Genomic DNA, 18,556 nt, shown 5'->3' on the forward strand with positions numbered 1-18,556 from the left:
AGCCCTGACCTGCATCGAAAGCCGTCTTGTGGTGCGCTTAAAGACTGACTAAAGTGGCGCAAATGCTGCTGAACGAGCAGGCCCTGCACAAGGAGAAAAGCATGACCAAACAGGTAGCAGTGATTCTTGCTGGCTGCGGTGTATACGACGGGTCGGAAATTTACGAAACCACCCTGACGCTACTGCGCTTGGACCAGTTGGGGATAGGATATCGTTGTTTTGCCCCGGATATCGAGCAGCACCATGTGGTCAATCACCACACCCAGGAGGCCAGCACCGACGAACGCCGCAACGTGCTGGTGGAGTCCGCTCGGTTGGCGCGCGGTGACGTCAGCCCGCTGACCGAGCTGGCGGCTGACGAATTCGACGCCGTGATTGTGCCCGGCGGCTTCGGGGTGGCCAAGAACCTGTCGGATTTCGCCAGTGCCGGTGACAGCATGGAGGTATTGGAATCGTTCAAGGAGGTGCTGTCAGGCTTTCGCGAAGATGCCAAGCCGATCGGCCTGATCTGTATTGCACCGGTGTTGGCGACGCGTTTACTGGGTGATGGCATTGCCGTGACGGTGGGTAATGACCCTGGCGTATCCGGTGCCATCAGTGCCATGGGCGGCCTGCACCGCAGCTGTAGCGTCGAGGATATCGTGGTCGACCTGGAGCACCGTGTGGTCACCACGCCTGCCTACATGCTGGCAACGCGGATCAGCGAAGCCGCCACCGGCATTTTCAAGCTGGTTGATCGGATTGATGACATGATGGGCTGATCCGTTGGGGCCATGCCCTGCCGGATAGCTTTATAGACTGACCCGCCACTGCCCTCAGGCAGCGGCGGGGTGTTTTATTCGCCGAAGAGCCAGGCGAGGAATAGGTTATTTTATTCCTCGCCTGGCTCTTCGGCGGCTTTTTCAGCACGCCGCTTGCGGACCAGACGGCCAAACAGCAGGCCAACCTCGTAAAGCAGGTACATGGGAATGGCCAGCAGGCTTTGCGAGATAACGTCGGGGGGAGTAAGCACCATGCCAATCACGAAACAGCCCAGGATAATATACGGGCGTTTTTGGGAGAGGCTTTCGACCGTGGTGGCGCCGGATAGAATCAGCAAAAAGGTGGCGACCGGAATTTCAAACGCCACGCCAAAGGCAAAGAACAGCTTGAGCACGAAGTTCAGGTACTGATTGATATCCGTCATGACCGTGATGTTTTCCGGCCCTGCCTGGGTGAAAAACGCAAACAGCAGCGGAAACACCACGTAATACGCAAACGCCGCCCCGGCATAGAACAGCAGAATGCTGGAGACCAGGATCGGAATTGCCAGTGCTTTCTCGTTATCGTAAAGCCCCGGTGCGATAAACGACCAGGCCTGGTGCAGCACGAACGGCACCGCAATGAATAGCGCGGTCACCAACGTCAGTTTGAACGGCGCAAGAAAGGGGGAGGCCACTTCGGTCGCGATCATTTGCGACCCCGGGGGCAGCAGCGCCATCAGCGGTTCTGCCACGAAAAGATAGATGTCGTTCGAGAACGCATAAAGCCCGAGAAAGATCACCAGAATCGCGATAACGGCCCGCATCAGTCGCGAGCGTAGCTCGATCAGGTGCTCGATTAACGGCGCTTGTTTCTGATCATTGTTGGGCTCCTGCGAATCACCAGAGGTACTCATGGGTGCTTGCTGTCCTTGGTAGATGACTCGGCGTCGGCCGACGCGGGTGCTTTCTCACGGACGGTTTCCAGCGCTTCATCCAGATGCGAGGCGGCACTGGTGGCACGCTTTTCCGTCGCTTCCGATGTATCGCTGGAGGGTGGCGTTGACTTTTCGGGGTCGTCCGCTATCCGTTCTACGTCATGCTTGGCTTTACGAAGGCTGTCATCGAGCTTTTTCTGCTGGTCGGAGAGCGTTTTACGCAGATCTTCCGCTTCGAGCTGGGCGCTGATTTCGCGCTGCATGCCCGAGACGGTGCGCTTGATCTTGCCGACCCAAAGGCCCACCGTGCGTGCCGCGCGCGGCAGGCGTTCCGGACCCAGTACCAGTAGCCCGACAACGCCAATGACCAGAATTTCAAAAAAGCCAAAATCGAACATGGCTTATTTGCGCTCGTCGTGATTATCAGCTGCCTGCTTTTCTTTCTCTTCAGCCTGAACGTCGTAAGTGTTACCGGCCTCATCGTGACGAACTTTCGCCTGGGGCTGGTCGTCTTCCTTCTTGTCGGCGTCCTTCTCGTCCTCATGTACGGCTTTCTTGAAGCCTTTTACCGCACCGCCCAGGTCGGTACCGACGTTGCGTAGCTTTTTGGTGCCGAAAACCAGGATGATGATGCCTAGTACAATCAGCAACTGCCAAATACTGATACCACCTAACATATGCGTGTCCTCGTGATGGGGCTGTGTTGTAAAGCCTGAAAGCTATTGTGGGCGTGCCGCTTTTTCGTCGTGGCCGGAAATGCCGAAACGGCGCGCCAATTCGTTGAGTACATCCTGATGATCCAGGTCCAGATGCGACAGCATCACCAGGCTATGAAACCATAGGTCGGCGGTTTCGGCGACCAGTGCCTGTCGTTCGTCAACGCTGCCATGTTCGGCGTCTTTGGCGGCGAGCAGTGTTTCGGTGGCTTCCTCGCCGAGTTTTTCGAGTATCTTGTTCAATCCCTTGTAATGCAAGGAGGCAACATACGAATCGTCCGGCGACGCGTGACGACGCTCGCGTAATACGTCGGCGAGCGCATCAAGCACAGGTGCATTATTGGGGGTGGAAGGCGTCGTGTCCATGGGGATCCTCGGGTTCTTGAACTATTGCCATACCAGCAGCAGCAAACCGATGGCGGCGGCCACCAGCACCGGCCATTGCTGACTGCCTGCCCATTGGCTCAGGGGCTGCCAGGCCAGTGCCAGGCCCAACAGCACCAGGCCAATACGCAGGCGATGCTGGCGTTTGCCCTGGCGAGCCATTTGCTGTCGCATGTCGCTGATGGCAGAGGTCTGCTGGTGACGCTGGCGGTGCTCGTGCTCCATGCGGCTGAGCGCCTGATGTGCCAGTACCGGTAGCTCGGGTAACTGGTGCGACAGTTCGGGTGCCTGGCGTTTCAGCGAGCGCCATAGGCCGCCGACACCTGCCCGTTCTTTCATCCACTGCTCGAGATAGGGCTTGGCCGTGCTCCACAGGTCCAGATCAGGGTAAAGTTGCCGACCCAGGCCCTCGATATTGAGCAGGGTTTTCTGCAACAGTACCAGTTGGGGCTGTACTTCCATATTAAAGCGCCGTGCGGTCTGGAACAGCCCCAGCAGGACCTGGCCGAAGGATATATCTTTCAACGGTTTTTCCAGAATCGGTTCGCACACCGTGCGAATCGCCGCTGCAAACTCGTTGGCGCGGGTGTTTTCGCCCACCCAGCCGGACTCAATGTGCAGCGCGGCGACTTCGTAATAATCCTGATGGAAAAACGCCAGCAGGTTGCGGGCCAGGTAATCCTGGTCTTCCCGGGTCAGGCTGCCGACAATGCCGCAGTCAATGGCGATATATTGCGGATCTTCCGGGTTATCGCAGTTGACGAAGATATTGCCGGGGTGCATGTCGGCATGGAAGAAATTGTCGCGAAATACCTGGGTAAAGAAGATTTCCACGCCGCGTTCGGCGAGTTTCTTAAGGTTGGTGCCGTTGGCCTTGAGGGTGTCCAGGTCGGCAACGGGCACGCCGCGAATACGTTCCTGAACCATGACGTGGCGGCGGGTGAACGGCCAGTAGATGGTCGGTACGAACAGCAGCGGGGAGTCTTTGAAGTTGCGCTTGAGTTGCGAGGTGTTGGCGGCTTCCTTGTACAGGTCAAGCTCGTCGAACAGCGTGGACTCGTAGTCCCTGATGACTTCCACCGGGCGCAGGCGGCGCGCTTCGGGCACCTTGGCGAGCAACTTGGCTACCTGGTACATCAGCGCCATGTCCTGACGCATGATGCGGTCGATGCCCGGGCGAATGATCTTGACCACCACGTCTTCGCCGCTATGCAGTTGGGCGACATGAACCTGCGCAATGGAAGCCGAGGCCAGAGGCGCCGGGTCGAAGAACGCAAAGGCATCGCTGAGCGACATGTCGAGTTCTTTTTCCACCCGGGTCACGGCGTGTTCACCCGGAAAGGGCGGCACCTGGTCCTGCAAGCGCCTGAGTTCGTCGGCGATGTCTTCGGGCAACAGGTCGCGGCGGGTGGAAAGCATCTGGCCGAATTTGATAAAAATCGGCCCCAGCGTTTCCAGCGCGAGGCGAAGTCGCTCGCCACGGGAACGCTGGCCGATGGGCAGCAGGCGTAGCGGCGAGAACCACAACAGGAAGCGCAGCCACCAGGGCAGGCGATCAAGCGGCAGGAGCGTATCCAGACGGTAGCGGGCGATCACCCAACTGATGCGAAACAGCCGCAAACTCATTGGCGCGCTCCTGCTCGCAGCCGTCGGTCGAGGCGCTTGAATCGGGCCTCCAGGCGGTCAGTCGCCACCTCGAGGGCGGTCAACTGGTCGCGTAATACATCACGTTGCTGGCGGCCGGGCAGCAGGCGGGCTTCTTCAAACACGTACTCGGCGACGTCCTGCACCAGCTCGTCCCTGGTACGCAGACCCCAGTCAGCCGCTCGCCGCACGCCCTCGGCCAGCGAGTGGGCAGGCGTATCCCCCAACCAACGTGCCAGTTCGTTTTCCCAGTCGAGATCCAGGTCGAGGAGCAGCGTGCGCGTCGCTTCCAGTAAATGCACCTGGCCGCGTATCGCCAGCTTGCCTTCAAACATCAGCTGCTCGACCGACGTGCCGCCAAGCCAGGCTGACAGGGTTTCCGGGGTTAGTTCCACGACGGCATCAGCGTGGCGGTCATCGAGATCGTCAGCGCGCAGCAGGTCGATCCCGGCGTCGTGATAATGAAGCACCAGGGCGAGCCTGGGCTGTTCAAAACGCACCAGCAGGCGACTCCCCGAAAGTCTGGCAAGCCGCGCGGGTGACGCCGGGTCACGGGCAAGCAGGGCGTTCAGCGTGCGTTCACATCCGGCCAGCAGCAGGGTCGGGGTTAGCAGCATGCTGACCTCTCGGTGGTTGGTGTCATAGCTTGATGCCGCGGTGCAGTGCCACGATGCCGCCGGTTAAATTGGTGTACTCCACCCGCTCCAGACCGGCGTCTTCCATCATGCTTTTCAGCGTTTCCTGGTCGGGATGCATACGAATCGATTCCGCCAGATAGCGGTAGCTTTCGCCGTCGCCTGCCACCCATTCGCCCATTTTCGGCAACAGGCGGAAAGAATATTCGTCGTAGGCCTTGGTCAGCAGCGGGTTGTTGGGTTTGGAGAACTCCAGCACCAGCAGGCGGCCGCCGGGTTTGAGGACCCGTGCCATGGAACGTAGCGCGGCGTCCTTGTCGGTGACATTACGCAAGCCAAACGCGATGGTGATGCAGTCAAAGCTGTTGTCGGGAAACGGCAGGCATTCGGCATTGGCCTGCACATACTCGACGTTACTGCCCACGCCGTTGTCCATCAGCTTGTCGCGACCCACATTGAGCATGGAGGCGTTGATATCGGCGAGCACGACTTTGCCCCGCGGGCCGACCAGGCGGGAAAACTTAAGTGTCAGATCACCGGTGCCGCCCGCGATATCGAGCACCTGGTGGCCCGGCCGAACGCCGGCGCGCTCGATGGTGAGGCGTTTCCAGACACGATGAATGCCCATCGACATCAGGTCGTTCATGACGTCGTAACGTGCGGCGACCGAGTGGAAAACGTCGGCTACCCGAGAGGCTTTTTCGTCGAGAGGCACTTCCTGATAACCAAAATCGGTCGTGCGTTTATCCGTGGGGCTCATGGGGCTCTGGCTCCAGCGTTCGAGGCGATGAGCGTCGACCCAGCGGTCGCCGCATTGATAAGGTTGACGACATTGTAGCCTTGTCCGCCCCGACTTGTCTGCGTTTGCTCTGGGGCGTTACGTCACAGCTGTTTGAACTGGATACTGGCAGGCTCGCGGGAGGCTCCGGCCTCCTCCAGCCGTTGCAGGTAGTTTTCCCAGTAGGCCGTTTGATGCTGGGCCAGATCATAGAGGTAGTTCCAGCTGAACAGGCCGCTGTCGTGGCCGTCGTCAAAGTGCAGTTTGAGCGCGTAGTTGCCTGCCGGGGTGATGTTTTGCAGCCCTACATCCTTTTTGCCGACCTGCAGCACGGCGGTGTCGCCGCCATGGCCGCGTACCTCGGCAGAGGGCGAGTAAACCCGCAGCAGTTCCACCGGCAGGCGATAGCTTTCGCCATTGGCGTAGCCGAGCTCAAGCTCGCGGGTCGACTTGTGATAGTGAACGCGGGTGGGCGTGGGAGCAGTCATGATACACCTCAAAAGCGGCTGGGTGTCGGCGGCCAGGGGTGGCGCGCCAAGGCTCGGCATCCCTGCCGAGCCAACAGGTTACAGAATATAGCGCGACAGGTCTTCGTCTACGGCTAGCTCTCCGAGTTGGGCATTCACGTAATCGGCATCGATCAGTAGCGGGCTTTCCATGTCGCCGCCCTTGAACGAGGCCTCTTCCAGTAGTCGCTCCATGACGGTATGCAGGCGACGCGCGCCGATGTTCTCGGTACCTTCGTTGACCTGCCAGGAAATTTCGGCGATGCGCTCGATACCGTCCTGGGTGAACTCGATGTCCAGCCCTTCGGTGGCCAGCAGGGCCGTGTATTGCCTGGTCAGCGACGCCGACGGTTCGGTCAGGATGCGTTTGAAGTCGCCGGGGGTCAGCGCATCCAGCTCGACGCGGATGGGCAGGCGGCCCTGCAGCTCGGGGATCAGGTCCGACGGCCGCGACAGATGGAAGGCACCGGAGGCGATAAACAGGATATGGTCGGTCTTGACCATGCCGTACTTGGTCGAGACGGTCGACCCTTCGATAAGCGGCAGCAAGTCGCGCTGCACACCCTCGCGAGAGACGTCGCCGCCGCTCGACTGGCCGCTGCCCTTGGCGACCTTGTCGATTTCATCCAGGAAAACGATACCGTGCTGCTCGACCGCTTCCACGGCGCGAGCCTTGATCTCTTCCTCGTTGACCAGCTTGCTGGCCTCTTCGTCGCGCAGCAGGCCGAAGGCTTCCCTGACCTTGACGCGGCGTGTCTCGCGCTTCTGCTGGCCCATGTTGGAAAACAGGCTCTGCAACTGGCTGGTCATCTCTTCCATGCCGGGGGGCGTCATGATGTCGATACCCTGACCCTGGGCGGAAATCTCGATATCGATTTCCTTGTCGTCCAGTTCGCCTTCACGCAGCTTCTTGCGGAACGTCTGGCGGGTGCCGTTATCCTCGCGCGGCTTGTCTTCCTGGCCGCGGGGCGGCGGCAGTAGCGCATCCAGAATGCGGTCTTCGGCGGCATCCTCGGCCCGGTGGGCGACTTCTTCCTTGGCGTGTTCGCGGACCATCTTGATGGCCGCTTCGATCAGGTCGCGAATGATCGATTCAACGTCGCGACCCACGTAGCCCACCTCGGTGAACTTGGTGGCCTCGACCTTGATGAACGGCGCACGCGCCAGTTTGGCCAGGCGGCGGGCAATCTCGGTTTTACCCACGCCGGTGGGGCCGATCATCAGGATGTTCTTGGGCGTGACCTCCGGGCGCAGCTCATCGTCAAGCTGCATGCGGCGCCAGCGGTTGCGCAGGGCAATGGCGACGGCGCGTTTGGCATCCTGTTGGCCAATAATATATTGATCCAGGGCGTGGACGATTTCGCGGGGTGTCATCTGGGTCATAAAAGGGGCCTCAACGTTCGTTGGTGTTCAGCTCTTCAAGCGTGATGTGGTGATTGGTGAACACGCAGATGTCACCGGCGATAGCGAGAGATTTTTCGGTGATCTCCCGGGCGCCCAGTTCGGTATTTTCGAGCAGCGCCCGAGCACTGGCTTGCGCATAGTTGCCGCCGGAACCAATGGCGATGATGCCGCGCTCGGGCTCGACGACGTCACCGTTGCCGGTAATGATCAGCGACGCACTGTGGTCGGCCACGGCCAACAGGGCTTCGAGGCGGCGCAGGGCGCGGTCGGTGCGCCAGTCCTTGGCAAGCTCGACGGCGGCCTTGGTGAGGTGCCCCTGGTATTTTTCAAGCTGGGCTTCAAAGCGTTCAAACAGGGTGAAAGCATCGGCGGTGCCGCCCGCAAAGCCCGCCAGTACCTTGCCCCGGTAGAGGCGGCGTACCTTGCTGGCATTGCCTTTCATCACGGTATTGCCCAGCGACACCTGGCCGTCACCCGCCAGGGCGACTTGGTTTCCGCGACGCACGGATACGATGGTGGTCATGGAGGTAACTCCTTGGGGGGAGGCTTGCTCCCGATGACGATCGGGTCGATGTTCGACCCTCGTTAAGTAGTTCTCAACAAAGTGCGGGCGGTCGATAAAAAATCAACCGCCCGCACGTCATTGGGGAGTGAGTTTGTCAATTCTGCAGTTGAATCAGCAGCGGCTCGATGCCTTGGGTGGCCATTAAATCCTGGGCGCGATTGAGTTCGCGGGTATCTTCGTAGGGGCCGACCTGCACGCGATGCCAGGTGTTGCCGTCGGCCTGGATCTCGCTGATCTGTGCCAGCAGGCTCAGATTGCGCAGCCGTTGACGCAGCTGTTCGGCATCGCTCAACTCGCGAAACGACGCAGCTTGCAGCACATAGCGGGCACCGTCTTCACTGGCCGTTTGCTGCGCGGTGGTGACCTGTTCTTCCGGGCGCATATTGGCCGCGATCACCTGGGCGATGGGGTCGTCGACGGTATCGCTATCGCTATCGCCGGTGTCGCTTTCGGCTTCAGCGGCAGGCGGTGTCTCAACGCTGGAAGGCGGGGTCACGCCGGGGGCAATCACCTCCGTTTCAGGCAGCAGGGTGTAAAACTCGAAGGTCGGCATGGATGGCTCTGTCGAGTCTTCGGTTTCCCTTGCGGCCTCACGTGCTTCCCGCTCCTCGGCGCTTGATTCTGGCGCCGTCTGAACGGCGTCATCCGGCGTGTCCTGCCAGGGGGCGGTGCCATGCTGGTGTTGAGCCAGAAAGAAACCGGCCGCCATGCCCGCCAGGCCCCATAGCCAGCCGGGCAAGCGGAACCCACCACTTGAGCGGCGGGGCGATTTGCGCTGGCTGGTGGCGCCGCGGCGGGTGGGCTTTTTACGCGGGCTCGCCATGGCCTACATCTCCTCGGGGGCGCTGACCCCCATTAAATCCAGCCCATTGCGCAGCACCTGGCGGGTGGCAAGGCCCAGCGCCAGGCGCGTATTGCGCAGAGTGTCGTCTTCGACCATGACCTTGACGGCGTTGTAGCAGGTATGGAAATCACCCGCGAGGTCGAGCAGGTATTGGGCGACCTGCTGGGGTTCGCGATTGTGGGTGGCGTTTTCGATGACTTCCGGGTAGCGGGCCAGGCGGTTGAGTACGGCGCGCTCCTGGTCGCTGTCCAGCAGGGCCAGGTTGGCCATGGCAAGGTCGTGATCGAAAGGCTGTTCTGCCGCTTCGGCCTTGCGCAGCATGCTGCACACTCGGGCGTGGGCATACTGAATATAGTAGACCGGGTTGTCGTTGGACTGGGAGCGCGCCAGGTCGATATCAAAGGTCAGTTGCGAGTCGGCCCGGCGGGCGGCCAGGAAGAAACGCGTCGCGTCGCGGCCCACTTCGTCGATCAGGTCGCGGACGGTGACGTAGCTGCCCGCGCGCTTGGAGAGTTTTACCTCGACGCCGGAACGGGTCACCATCACCATCTGGTGCAACACATAGTCCGGCCAACCTTTGGGGATGCCGACATTCAGCGCCTGTAGCCCGGCGCGTACCCGGGTGATGGTCGAGTGGTGGTCGGCCCCTTGCTCGTTGATCACCGTCGTGAAGCCGCGCTGCCACTTGTCGAGATGGTAGGCCACGTCGGGCAGGAAGTAGGTATAGCCGCCTTCCCGCTTGCGCATGACGCGGTCCTTGTCATCGCCGAAGTCGGTGGTGCGCAGCCACATGGCGCCGTCTTCTTCATAGGTATGGCCTGCGGCAATGAGTTTCTCGACCGTGGCGTCCACCTTGCCGTCGTCATACAGCGAAGATTCCAGAAAGTAGACGTCAAACTCGACGCCGAAGGCTTTCAGGTCGAGGTCCTGCTCCCGGCGTAGCCAGGCCACGGCAAAGGCTTGAATCGCGTCAAGGTCATCGGCGTTGGCATTGGCGGTGACCTCGCGATCGTCGGCGCTCACCGTCTTGCCCGCCATGAAATCCCTGGCGACATCCATGATGTATTCGCCGCGATAGCCGTCTTCCGGCCAGCTGTCATCCTCGGGGCCCAGCCCTTTGGCGCGCGCCTGTACCGAGCGCGCCAGGTTGTCGATTTGCGCGCCCGCATCGTTGTAGTAGAACTCGCGGGTCACGTCATAGCCGCTGGCATCGAGCAGGCGACACAGGCAGTCGCCGATCGCAGCGCCACGGCCATGGCCCACGTGCAATGGTCCGGTGGGGTTGGCGGAGACAAACTCGACCTGTACTTTCTCCCCCCTGCCAATCAGGCTGCGGCCAAAGGCATCCCCGCTGTCGAGTACCTGGGCGACAATTTGCGCGGCGGCGTCCGAGGCAGCAAAGAAGTTGATGAACCCGGGACCGGCAATTTCGGTTTTCTGGATGGCGTCGCTTGGCGGCAGTGCCGCGACCAGGGCGTCGGCCAGTTCGCGGGGCTTCATGCCGGCCGGTTTGGCCAGCATCAGCGCCAGGTTGGTGGCGTAATCACCGTGGGCCTTGTCCTTGGTGGGGTCCACCTTGATGGTGGGCGCTAGATCAGCGGGCAGCACGCCTTGGTGTTTGAGCGCGGAAACCGCGCCGTCGAGCAGTGAACTAATCGTGTCTTTCATTTAAGTATCCGGGTGTTAATCAGTGGCGGCGTGGGCATGCACGCATCGCTATTCAGCGGCAAGGTGCCCCATTATCGGCAATTGAGCCGCAGTTTCAAAGCGGTGTGTCGGCTGGCGCCTAGGACAGGCTTTGTGGATCAATGTCGATCGACCAGCGGACCCGGCGTGCGTCGCGGTTGGCTTCCAGCCATTGGGTCAACCAACTGGCGGCGGCGTGCAGTTGGCTGCGCTTGTCTGCGGTCAGCATGACCTGCAGGTGGTAACGGTTCTGGCGGCGCTCCATGGGGGCGGGGACCGGTCCCAGGCAGCGGGCTTGTGCGTCGCTGCTGGACAGCCATTGGCGCAGGGCCTGGGCGGCCTGCCGGGCCAGGCCAAGCGCGGCGTCTTCCTTGGGGCTTTCAATGCGTAGCAGTGCCATGAAGCAGAATGGCGGCAGCTGCGCGAGGCGGCGCTCTTCCAGCAGGCTGCGCGCCAGTGTGCCATAGCCGTGCTCGGCAAGCTGGCCCAGGTGTGGGTCGTCGGGATGCAGGGTCTGCACCAGCACGCGCCCTGGATGGGCCGCCCGACCGGCGCGACCGGCGACCTGCTCGAGCAGCTGGGCGCTGTGTTCCAGGGCCCGGAAATCCGCCGCGTAGAGCCCGCCGTCGGCATTGACCACCACCACCAGCGTCACATGGGGGAGGTGGTGGCCCTTGGCGAGCATTTGCGTGCCTACCAGCAGGCAGGGTTCGCCGCGCTGGATCTCCTTCAGCATCTGCTCGAAACTGTCCTTTTTCCGCGTGCTGTCGCGGTCGATGCGCTGCACCGTGGTCTTGGGGAACAGGCTTTGCAGGGTCTCTTCGGTACGTTCCGTGCCGCTGCCCAGGGCGCGTAAATCGCCACTGCCGCATTCCGGGCAGGCGTCCGGCAGGGCGCGGCGGCTGTCGCAGTGGTGGCAGGCAAGCAGCGGCGGCTGGCGGTGCAGGGTCATGCGGGCGTCACACTGGCCGCATTCGGCAAGCCAGCCGCAGCTGTGGCAGGCCATTGTCGGCGCAAAGCCTCGCCGGTTGATGAAGATCAGCACCTGTTTGCCAGCGGCCAGGGTGTTTTTGATGGCGGTGAGGGAGGCCGGTAATAGCCCTCCCTGGCGCCGCTGGTGGCGCATGTCCACCAGCTCGAGTTTGGCGGGCGGGTGACGGCTAGGCCGCTGGGTTAGACGCAAATGCCGGTAAGTCCCCGTCAACGCCTGCTGCAGACTTTCCAGAGACGGTGTGGCGCTGCCCAGCAACAGGGGGATTTTATGGCGGTGGGCGCGGGCGACGGCCAGGTCCCGGGCGTGATAGCGCAAACCGTCCTGCTGCTTGTAGGAGCCGTCGTGCTCTTCGTCGACGATGATCGCACCAGGGTTGGCGAGGGGGGTGAAGATCGCCGAGCGGGTGCCGATGATGATCAGCGCCCGCCCGCTGGCGGCGGCCTCCCAGACATCCAGGCGCTCGGGGTCGGTAAGCCCTGAGTGCAAGGCCACGACGGGCACGCGAAAGCGGCTTTTGAAGCGCGCCAGCGTCTGCGGCGTCAGGCCGATTTCGGGTACCAGCACCAGCGACTGCTTGCCCTTGGCCGCCACCGCCTCGATCAGCTGCAGATAAACTTCGGTCTTGCCGCTGCCGGTAACGCCTTCCAGCAAGCAAGGGTGGTAATCATCGAGTTTTTCATGCAGGGCGGCCAACGCCGTCGCCTGCTCCCGGTTAAGCGGCAACGCAGGGCTTGCCAACAGGCTGCCGCCGGGAGGCGTGGGGGCGGTGAGGGTAATGTCCTGCGCCTCGGCCAGGCCCTTTTTTTCCAGCGCGAGTAACTGGTCGCGGCTAAACCCATGCGCATTGACCGCGCGTCCCGGCAACCCGTGGGGATGTTGTTGCAGCAGCGCGTGTAACGCCGCCTGCTTCGGGGCGCGGCTCAAGCGGTCATCGTCCGGCGTACCCGACGCACGCCAGAGTGTTTGCGTGCGTCCGGCCATCGGATGGCCCTGGCGTAGCCGTGCCGGCATGGCCATGGCCAGGGTGTCGCCCAGGCTATGCTGGTAGTAGCGCGCCGTGAACTGGCAAAGCCATAGCCAATCGGCGGGCAGCGGGGCGTCGTCCAATGTTTCGCTGACGCTGCGCAGTTGGGCGTGCGGCAGGTCGCTGTGGTCTGCCAGTTCAGCGATCACACCGACGACATCGCGATGGCCGAACGGAACGCGGACCCGCAAACCGACCTGCCAGCCACCGGGCGGTGGCTGGCGGCTGGGCAAGTAGTCGAACAGGCGTCGCAACGGCGACGGTAGGGCGATTTTGAGCACCTGGGCGGAAACAGCGTCGGACAATTGGCCTCCGGCATTAGTTTTGCTAGAATACGCGGCCGCTCTGACTTTAAACGAAGGAGCGATTAACCGGTTAGTCGTTTTTTAAACCCGTATGCGGTGCCTGGCACGAGATCAGGTGGCGGCATACCGCTGATGAGGCTCAAGATGAAACAAGGTATCCATCCGAATTACAACACGGTCACCGCCAACTGTTCCTGCGGTGCTAGTTTCCAGGTGGGTTCCACGTCGGGTCAGGATTTCTCCCTGGACGTGTGCTCCAACTGCCACCCTTTCTACACCGGTAAGCAGAAACAGGCGACCACCGGTGGCCGTGTAGAGCGCTTCAACAAGCGTTTTGGCGCTGCAATCAAGCGCGGCTGATCTTACGATCCGCCATATCGAAAGCCCCAGGGCTTGCGAAAACCCACGCCAAGGCGTGGGTTTTTTTATTAGGTGACGACAGCGTGGCAATGGATAGTAGGCAGGTGTCGGGACAAAGTGGAAAAAATTTCCATAAATGCTGCAATGCATTAATGGAAACAACCCTTACCGTTGAAGCGTTTACGCATAAATTTCATTAAAAATGTTTTAAATGTTACGAAATGAAGGTAAAAGTCGATTAAACGACCGTTTTCATGCCGGGTTTACCGCTTGCTTGAGCGGGCCGGGGTTTTTCTATATTCTGGCACCACTTATCTCCTTTCTATGTAACTGGACCCTTGACCATGACCGATGCAAACAAGCAGGCCGCCTTGGATTATCACGCTAAGCCGATTCCCGGCAAGCTGTCGGTGGAGTTGACCAAACCCACCGCGACGGCACGGGATTTGGCGCTGGCGTATAGTCCTGGGGTGGCCGAGCCGGTCAGGGAGATTGCCCGCGAAGCCGAAAATGCCTATCGCTACACTGGTAAAGGAAACCTGGTCGCGGTCATTTCCGACGGCAGCGCGATTCTCGGGCTGGGCAACCTGGGGCCGTTGGCCAGCAAGCCGGTAATGGAAGGCAAGGGCGTGTTGTTCAAGTGTTTCGCCGGTATCAACTCGGTGGATATCGAGGTGGATGCGGAAAGCCCTCAGGCGTTTATCGACACCGTGGCGCGCATTGCCGATACCTGGGGCGGGATCAATCTCGAAGATATCAAGGCGCCTGAATGTTTTGAAATCGAAAAGGCGCTGATCGAGCGCTGCAGTATCCCCGTGTTTCACGACGACCAGCATGGCACGGCGATTGTCACCGCCGCGGGCATGCTGAACGCGCTGGACATTGCCGGTAAAACGATCGACAACGTCAAGATTGTTTGCATGGGCGCAGGCGCGGCGGCCATTGCCTGCATGCGGCTACTGGTATCCTGTGGGGCGAGCAAGGAAAACCTGATCATGCTCGACCGTCGCGGGGTTATCCACAGCGATCGCGAAGGCATCAATGAATACAAGGCCGAGTTCGCCCGGGACACGGACATGCGCACCCTGGATGACGCCATCGACGGTGCCGATGTGTTTATCGGTTTGTCAGGCCCTGGCTTGTTGTCGGCTGAGCAGGTGAAGACAATGGCGCCGGATCCGGTGATTTTCGCCTGTACTAACCCGGACCCCGAAATTCATCCCGATGTCGCCCGGGAGGCGCGCCCGGATGTGATCATGGCGACCGGTCGCTCCGACTTCCCCAACCAGGTAAATAACGTTCTGGGCTTCCCGTTCATCTTTCGCGGCGCGCTTGACGTGCGCGCGACGCGCATCAATGAAGCCATGAAGCTGGCGGCGGTGCATGCCCTCAAGGACCTGGCCCGCGAGCCGGTTCCCCAGGAGGTGCTGGATGCCTACGAGCGTGCCGACATGCAGTTTGGCCGCGAGTACATCATTCCCACGCCCGTCGATGTAAGACTGCTGGCGCGGGTTTCCTCGGCGGTGGCCCAGGCGGCGGTGGATTCAGGCGTGGCACGCAAGCCGTATCCGGCGCACTATCCGCTGCAGTCGATTAATGACGTTTACGGCGAATAGGCCCCGATAGCCCATTGCCACCATCCGCTATTGTTACTGCCAACGCCCGCTATCCGCGGGCGTTGGTCGTTCAGTCGGCGGTTGAATAGCGTGTCAGGCCTTCCTGGGCAGTAGAGGCGACCAGGCGGCCGTCCCGCTGGTAGATATGCCCCCGGGCAAGTCCACGGGCGCCACCCGCCCACGGCGAATCGATAACGTACAGCAGCCAATCGTCCAGGCGGGTATCGTCATGCAGCCAGAGGGCATGGTCCAGGCTTGCAATGCGCAACTGCGGGTCGGTATAGCGGATGCCGTGGGGCGTCAGACTGGTAGTCAGCAGGTTAAAGTCGGACGCATAGGAGAGCAGGTGACGGTGAAGGGCCGCGTCATCGGGTAGACTGCCAGCCAGACGAAACCACAGGCACTGACCGGCAGGCTCTGACTGATCCGGGTTCCCTTTGAGGTGCAAAAACTCGATCGGGTGGCCAGGGAAGCGAGAATGTTTGACATCACCGCTTTCTATCAACGCCTCGGGTGTCGGCACCTCAGGCATCGCGCGCTGATGACTGAAGCTTGTTTCGTGACTCTGAAACGAGGCGCTGCAGAAAAAGATCGGGCGGCCCTTCTGAATCGCTGTCACGCGGCGAGTGGTAAAGCTGCCGCCGTCGCGAATGGTGTCCACCTGATAGACCACCGGTCGGTGGGGGTCCCCGGGGCGAAGAAAATAGCCGTGCTGGGAGTGCGGGCGGCGCTCGGTGGGCACGGTGCGGCTGGCGGCGGCGAGCGCCTGCCCCAGTACTTGCCCGCCGTAGAGTTGGGGGAAGCCCAGGTCCTGGCTTTGGCCGCGAAAAAGGGTGTCTTCAAGGACTTCTAGCTCAAGCAAGTTGACCAGCGTATTCAGCGCGTCTGCCATTCTGGGTATCCTGTAGTCTCTCATTCGGCGGCGCTCAAGGGCGCCGTTCATACGATCGTTTTGTTACCTTAACGGAGTTTGCTGTGATTCGCAGCGATGAATTTTACATGCACCGGGCGTTGGACCAGGCGCATCTGGCGGCTGAGATGGGCGAAGTGCCGGTGGGGGCCGTGGTGGTTGACGCCGACGGCAGGATTATCGGCGAGGCTGGCAACGCCCCGGTATCCAGCTGCGACCCAAGCGGTCATGCAGAGATTCGCGCCCTACGGGCGGCGGCCCACCAGCGAGGTAACTACCGCTTGGCTGGCTGTACGTTATTCGTGACGCTGGAGCCTTGCATGATGTGTGTCGGGGCGATGATCCATGCCCGTCTGCGCCGCCTGGTCTACGCGGCTGCCGAGCCGCGCACCGGTATGGTCGAGTCTAAAGCCAATTTGCTGGCGCAGCCGTGGTTCAATCATGCCATTGACGTCGAGGGCGGGGTGCTGGCGGGGCAGTCAAGCAGGTGCTTAAAAGCTTTTTTTGCCGCCAGGCGGGACGAGGCAGGCCGGTAGCCTAGTCATCAATGCTGCCGGTGGCGACCTGATTGCGGCCTTCCCGCTTGGCACGATAAAGGGCCTTGTCGGCGGTTTGCATCAAGCGCGTCATGTCGAACGGTTGAGGGTCGGTGACACTCACGACCCCGGCGCTCAGGGTGATCGGCTCGCCATCGGCATGGGTCAAGCAGGCATCGATGACCTGCAGGCGCAGCGTATCGGCCAGCTTTCGGGCGGCCTCCATGTCCAAGCCGGGCAGCAAGGCGACAAACTCCTCGCCGCCATAACGCGCAAAAATACCGCCATGCAGTTCCATCAGTGCCTCTCCCATTAACGCCATGCGTGCCAGGTAGTCGTCGCCTACCAGGTGGCCCAACTGGTCGTTGACGTACTTGAAGTGGTCAATATCAAACAGCGCCAGGCTGAGTGGCCGCTTGGATCGGTGCATGCTGACGTGGTCGAGAAAGTTGCGCCGGTTGGGAATGCCTGTCAGCTCGTCGTGGCTGGCCAGCCATTCAACCTCGCGCTGTAACTGACTGCGAGTGCGTATTTCCTGCTGCAGCGAGGTGTTGCTTTGCAGCATGGCGCGATGTTGGTCACCCAGGCGCTTGAAGCTATAGATGACCAGGTACACGAGATAGGCAAAGGTCAGGCCCAGTACGAGACTCAAGGTGGGTAGCCTGGGGAGTTGGCCCAGTAGGTAGTCGCGTTGCGGCCGATCCGAGAGCGTCAGTGCTTTATCGCCAAGCATCACTTGGTGGTGGTAAATCCATGGGCCCGGATGCCTGGTATCGCCGTAGGCGGCGAGCACCTGCTCGCCGTTGTGCCATTGAATAATGCCTTCATCGCCTGTCAATTGTCTGAATAAGGTGTCAGCCAACTGGGGGAAGCTTACGACCATGGCCGCTGCGCCTATGGGTCTTTGCTGCTCATTTTTGACGGGCAAATAGTGGATCATGCCGCGTTCACCCTGGAGTAGCTCGATGATATCGGTGCTGCCCTCGCGCTCGCCACGTAATGCAGGCTCCAGCGCGCGACGTCCTGCTGGTTGTTCGTCGAAAAGGCGCAGCCCAAGGGTGCTCAGGTTAAGGGGGGTGGCGGGGTATACCTGTCGAATACCGCTGTCAGGTGTGATGAAAGCCATATTGATCAAATAGCCAAAGTCCTGCTGGTAACCTTCTGCCTGCTGTACCCATTGGGCATAGCTGGGCGGCGTCGCTTGTAGCTCCCAGGTGCGCGCAAAGCGGCGCATGGCGTCAAGGTGTGCGGTAATCTCGCGGCTGAGCTGTGTTGCCAGAGTTTGCACGCGGGTTTCGGCGCGCTGGTAGAGCGCGCGTTCGGCCTGCAAGTGAAGCTGCTGCCAAAGCAGCAACGATAAGCCGACCACGGCAAGCGTTGACCATAACGTGACAGCCAAATAGCGCCGCTTGCCTCGCCAGTAGGGAAGGGCATGTGTCACCTGTACGGTTAACAGGGCCGCGTGGAGGGTTAACGCAGGCCAGGTCGTCGCGTAGTTGAGCAAGGGTTTGAAGCCCGGGTGCAGGGCAGGCTCAATGCTTTGCAGGCCGAGTAATAGCGCGGCCGAAGCGCTCAATAGCGGTGCGCCCAGTCGTGCACGTAACTGTAGAGTTAGACTGAGTGCAGTCAGTTGCAGGGCGACTGTCGTGAGTAATGGCGCCCTGAATGTTTCAATCGTTGCATCCGGTAAAAAACGCTCGGCCAGTCGTTGCCAACTGGCGGTGGGCAGCCAGGCTTCGGGCAGCAGGTAGCTGAGCATGCCCGGGGCGAGTATCACGAAGGCGACAACGGCAAGCAGGCACGCCAGTGCTCGGATGCAGCGCATGAAAGCCAACTGGGCAAGCGCCAGCAACCACAATGCCAGTGCGGTCATTCCCGGCGTCACCCACAGCAGCGTTGTCGCCCCCATCAAGACGGCGATAGCAAGCGTCAGCGCAAAGCGGTTGCGAAACGTTGGAGGCATTACGATCT

General features: G+C 61.0%; 19 protein-coding genes. 4 read left to right on the forward strand and 15 right to left on the reverse strand.

All coding sequences use genetic code 11. The features are described from left to right. The first annotated feature begins 101 nt into the window (after nucleotides 1-101). Nucleotides 102-761, forward strand: a complete 660-nt coding sequence (gene elbB / locus ADS46_RS07450) for an isoprenoid biosynthesis glyoxalase ElbB (protein ID WP_066318448.1) — start codon at nucleotides 102-104, stop codon at nucleotides 759-761. Nucleotides 762-871: 110 nt separating this feature from the next. Here the strand turns inward: elbB and tatC are convergent, their stop codons facing one another. The 13 genes from tatC to ADS46_RS07515 all read right to left on the reverse strand — a co-directional run bounded on the left by tatC (nucleotide 872) and on the right by ADS46_RS07515 (nucleotide 13,163). Continuing rightward, nucleotides 872-1,657 (reverse strand): twin-arginine translocase subunit TatC, encoded by a 786-nt coding sequence (tatC, locus tag ADS46_RS07455; protein ID WP_066318284.1) that lies wholly within the window; start codon nucleotides 1,655-1,657, stop codon nucleotides 872-874. Then, the gene (tatB, locus tag ADS46_RS07460) at nucleotides 1,654-2,076 is read right to left on the reverse strand and encodes a Sec-independent protein translocase protein TatB (RefSeq protein ID WP_066318287.1); all 423 of its coding nucleotides are present in this window, start codon (nucleotides 2,074-2,076) and stop codon (nucleotides 1,654-1,656) included. The genes tatC and tatB overlap by 4 nt, the downstream gene beginning before the upstream one ends. Before the next feature lie 3 nt (nucleotides 2,077-2,079). Then, the gene (gene tatA / locus ADS46_RS07465; protein ID WP_066318289.1) at nucleotides 2,080-2,355 is read right to left on the reverse strand and encodes a Sec-independent protein translocase subunit TatA; all 276 of its coding nucleotides are present in this window, start codon (nucleotides 2,353-2,355) and stop codon (nucleotides 2,080-2,082) included. A 42-nt stretch (nucleotides 2,356-2,397) separates the two neighbouring features. Further along, a complete protein-coding gene (locus ADS46_RS07470) occupies nucleotides 2,398-2,760 on the reverse strand; it encodes a phosphoribosyl-ATP diphosphatase (RefSeq protein WP_066318292.1) in 363 nt (120 codons plus the stop codon). 21 nt (nucleotides 2,761-2,781) lie between these two features. After that, on the reverse strand, nucleotides 2,782-4,404 hold the full coding sequence (gene ubiB, locus ADS46_RS07475; RefSeq protein WP_066318295.1) for a ubiquinone biosynthesis regulatory protein kinase UbiB: 1,623 nt from the start codon (nucleotides 4,402-4,404) through the stop codon (nucleotides 2,782-2,784). Next, nucleotides 4,401-5,039: a ubiquinone biosynthesis accessory factor UbiJ gene (locus ADS46_RS07480; protein WP_066318298.1), complete on the reverse strand. Its 639-nt coding sequence runs from the start codon at nucleotides 5,037-5,039 to the stop codon at nucleotides 4,401-4,403. The genes ubiB and ADS46_RS07480 overlap by 4 nt, the downstream gene beginning before the upstream one ends. A 22-nt stretch (nucleotides 5,040-5,061) precedes the next feature. Next, nucleotides 5,062-5,817 carry a bifunctional demethylmenaquinone methyltransferase/2-methoxy-6-polyprenyl-1,4-benzoquinol methylase UbiE gene (ubiE, locus tag ADS46_RS07485; protein ID WP_066318301.1) on the reverse strand — a complete coding sequence of 252 codons (756 nt, stop codon included), beginning with the start codon at nucleotides 5,815-5,817 and terminating at the stop codon, nucleotides 5,062-5,064. Nucleotides 5,818-5,939: 122 nt separating this feature from the next. Further along, nucleotides 5,940-6,323 (reverse strand): gamma-butyrobetaine hydroxylase-like domain-containing protein, encoded by a 384-nt coding sequence (locus ADS46_RS07490; protein WP_066318303.1) that lies wholly within the window; start codon nucleotides 6,321-6,323, stop codon nucleotides 5,940-5,942. Nucleotides 6,324-6,401: 78 nt separating this feature from the next. Beyond that, nucleotides 6,402-7,724, reverse strand: a complete 1,323-nt coding sequence (hslU, locus tag ADS46_RS07495) for an ATP-dependent protease ATPase subunit HslU (protein ID WP_066318306.1) — start codon at nucleotides 7,722-7,724, stop codon at nucleotides 6,402-6,404. 10 nt (nucleotides 7,725-7,734) lie between these two features. Further along, the gene (gene hslV / locus ADS46_RS07500; RefSeq protein WP_066318308.1) at nucleotides 7,735-8,268 is read right to left on the reverse strand and encodes an ATP-dependent protease subunit HslV; all 534 of its coding nucleotides are present in this window, start codon (nucleotides 8,266-8,268) and stop codon (nucleotides 7,735-7,737) included. 136 nt (nucleotides 8,269-8,404) lie between these two features. Then, nucleotides 8,405-9,133 (reverse strand): SPOR domain-containing protein, encoded by a 729-nt coding sequence (locus ADS46_RS07505; RefSeq protein ID WP_066318309.1) that lies wholly within the window; start codon nucleotides 9,131-9,133, stop codon nucleotides 8,405-8,407. Between the two features lie 3 nt (nucleotides 9,134-9,136). After that, complete coding sequence (gene argS / locus ADS46_RS07510; RefSeq protein WP_066318312.1) at nucleotides 9,137-10,822, reverse strand: arginine--tRNA ligase; 1,686 nt, start codon at nucleotides 10,820-10,822, stop codon at nucleotides 9,137-9,139. Nucleotides 10,823-10,940: 118 nt separating this feature from the next. Then, nucleotides 10,941-13,163, reverse strand: coding sequence for a primosomal protein N' (locus ADS46_RS07515; protein WP_066318314.1), 2,223 nt, complete (start codon nucleotides 13,161-13,163; stop codon nucleotides 10,941-10,943). A gap of 144 nt (nucleotides 13,164-13,307) precedes the next feature. Between ADS46_RS07515 and rpmE the strand changes: the two genes are divergently transcribed. After that, a complete protein-coding gene (rpmE, locus tag ADS46_RS07520) occupies nucleotides 13,308-13,523 on the forward strand; it encodes a 50S ribosomal protein L31 (protein WP_044630499.1) in 216 nt (71 codons plus the stop codon). A gap of 344 nt (nucleotides 13,524-13,867) precedes the next feature. Further along, on the forward strand, nucleotides 13,868-15,139 hold the full coding sequence (locus tag ADS46_RS07525; protein ID WP_066318319.1) for a malic enzyme-like NAD(P)-binding protein: 1,272 nt from the start codon (nucleotides 13,868-13,870) through the stop codon (nucleotides 15,137-15,139). A gap of 70 nt (nucleotides 15,140-15,209) precedes the next feature. Here ADS46_RS07525 and ADS46_RS07530 read toward each other — a convergent pair whose 3' ends face one another. Beyond that, nucleotides 15,210-16,031, reverse strand: coding sequence for an acyl-CoA thioesterase (locus tag ADS46_RS07530; RefSeq protein WP_066318323.1), 822 nt, complete (start codon nucleotides 16,029-16,031; stop codon nucleotides 15,210-15,212). An 86-nt stretch (nucleotides 16,032-16,117) separates the two neighbouring features. On the opposite strand from ADS46_RS07530, the gene tadA reads away from it, so the two are divergent. Then, entirely contained in the window at nucleotides 16,118-16,585 is a 468-nt protein-coding gene (gene tadA / locus ADS46_RS07535; RefSeq protein WP_066318451.1) for a tRNA adenosine(34) deaminase TadA, read from the forward strand. Between the two features lies 1 nt (nucleotide 16,586). Here the strand turns inward: tadA and ADS46_RS07540 are convergent, their stop codons facing one another. Next, nucleotides 16,587-18,548: a sensor domain-containing diguanylate cyclase gene (locus ADS46_RS07540; RefSeq protein WP_066318324.1), complete on the reverse strand. Its 1,962-nt coding sequence runs from the start codon at nucleotides 18,546-18,548 to the stop codon at nucleotides 16,587-16,589. Between the last annotated feature and the right edge of the window lie 8 nt (nucleotides 18,549-18,556).

It is taken from the genome of Halomonas sp. G11 (assembly GCF_001663515.1).
In the GTDB taxonomy this organism is placed as follows: Bacteria; Pseudomonadota; Gammaproteobacteria; order Pseudomonadales; family Halomonadaceae; genus Vreelandella.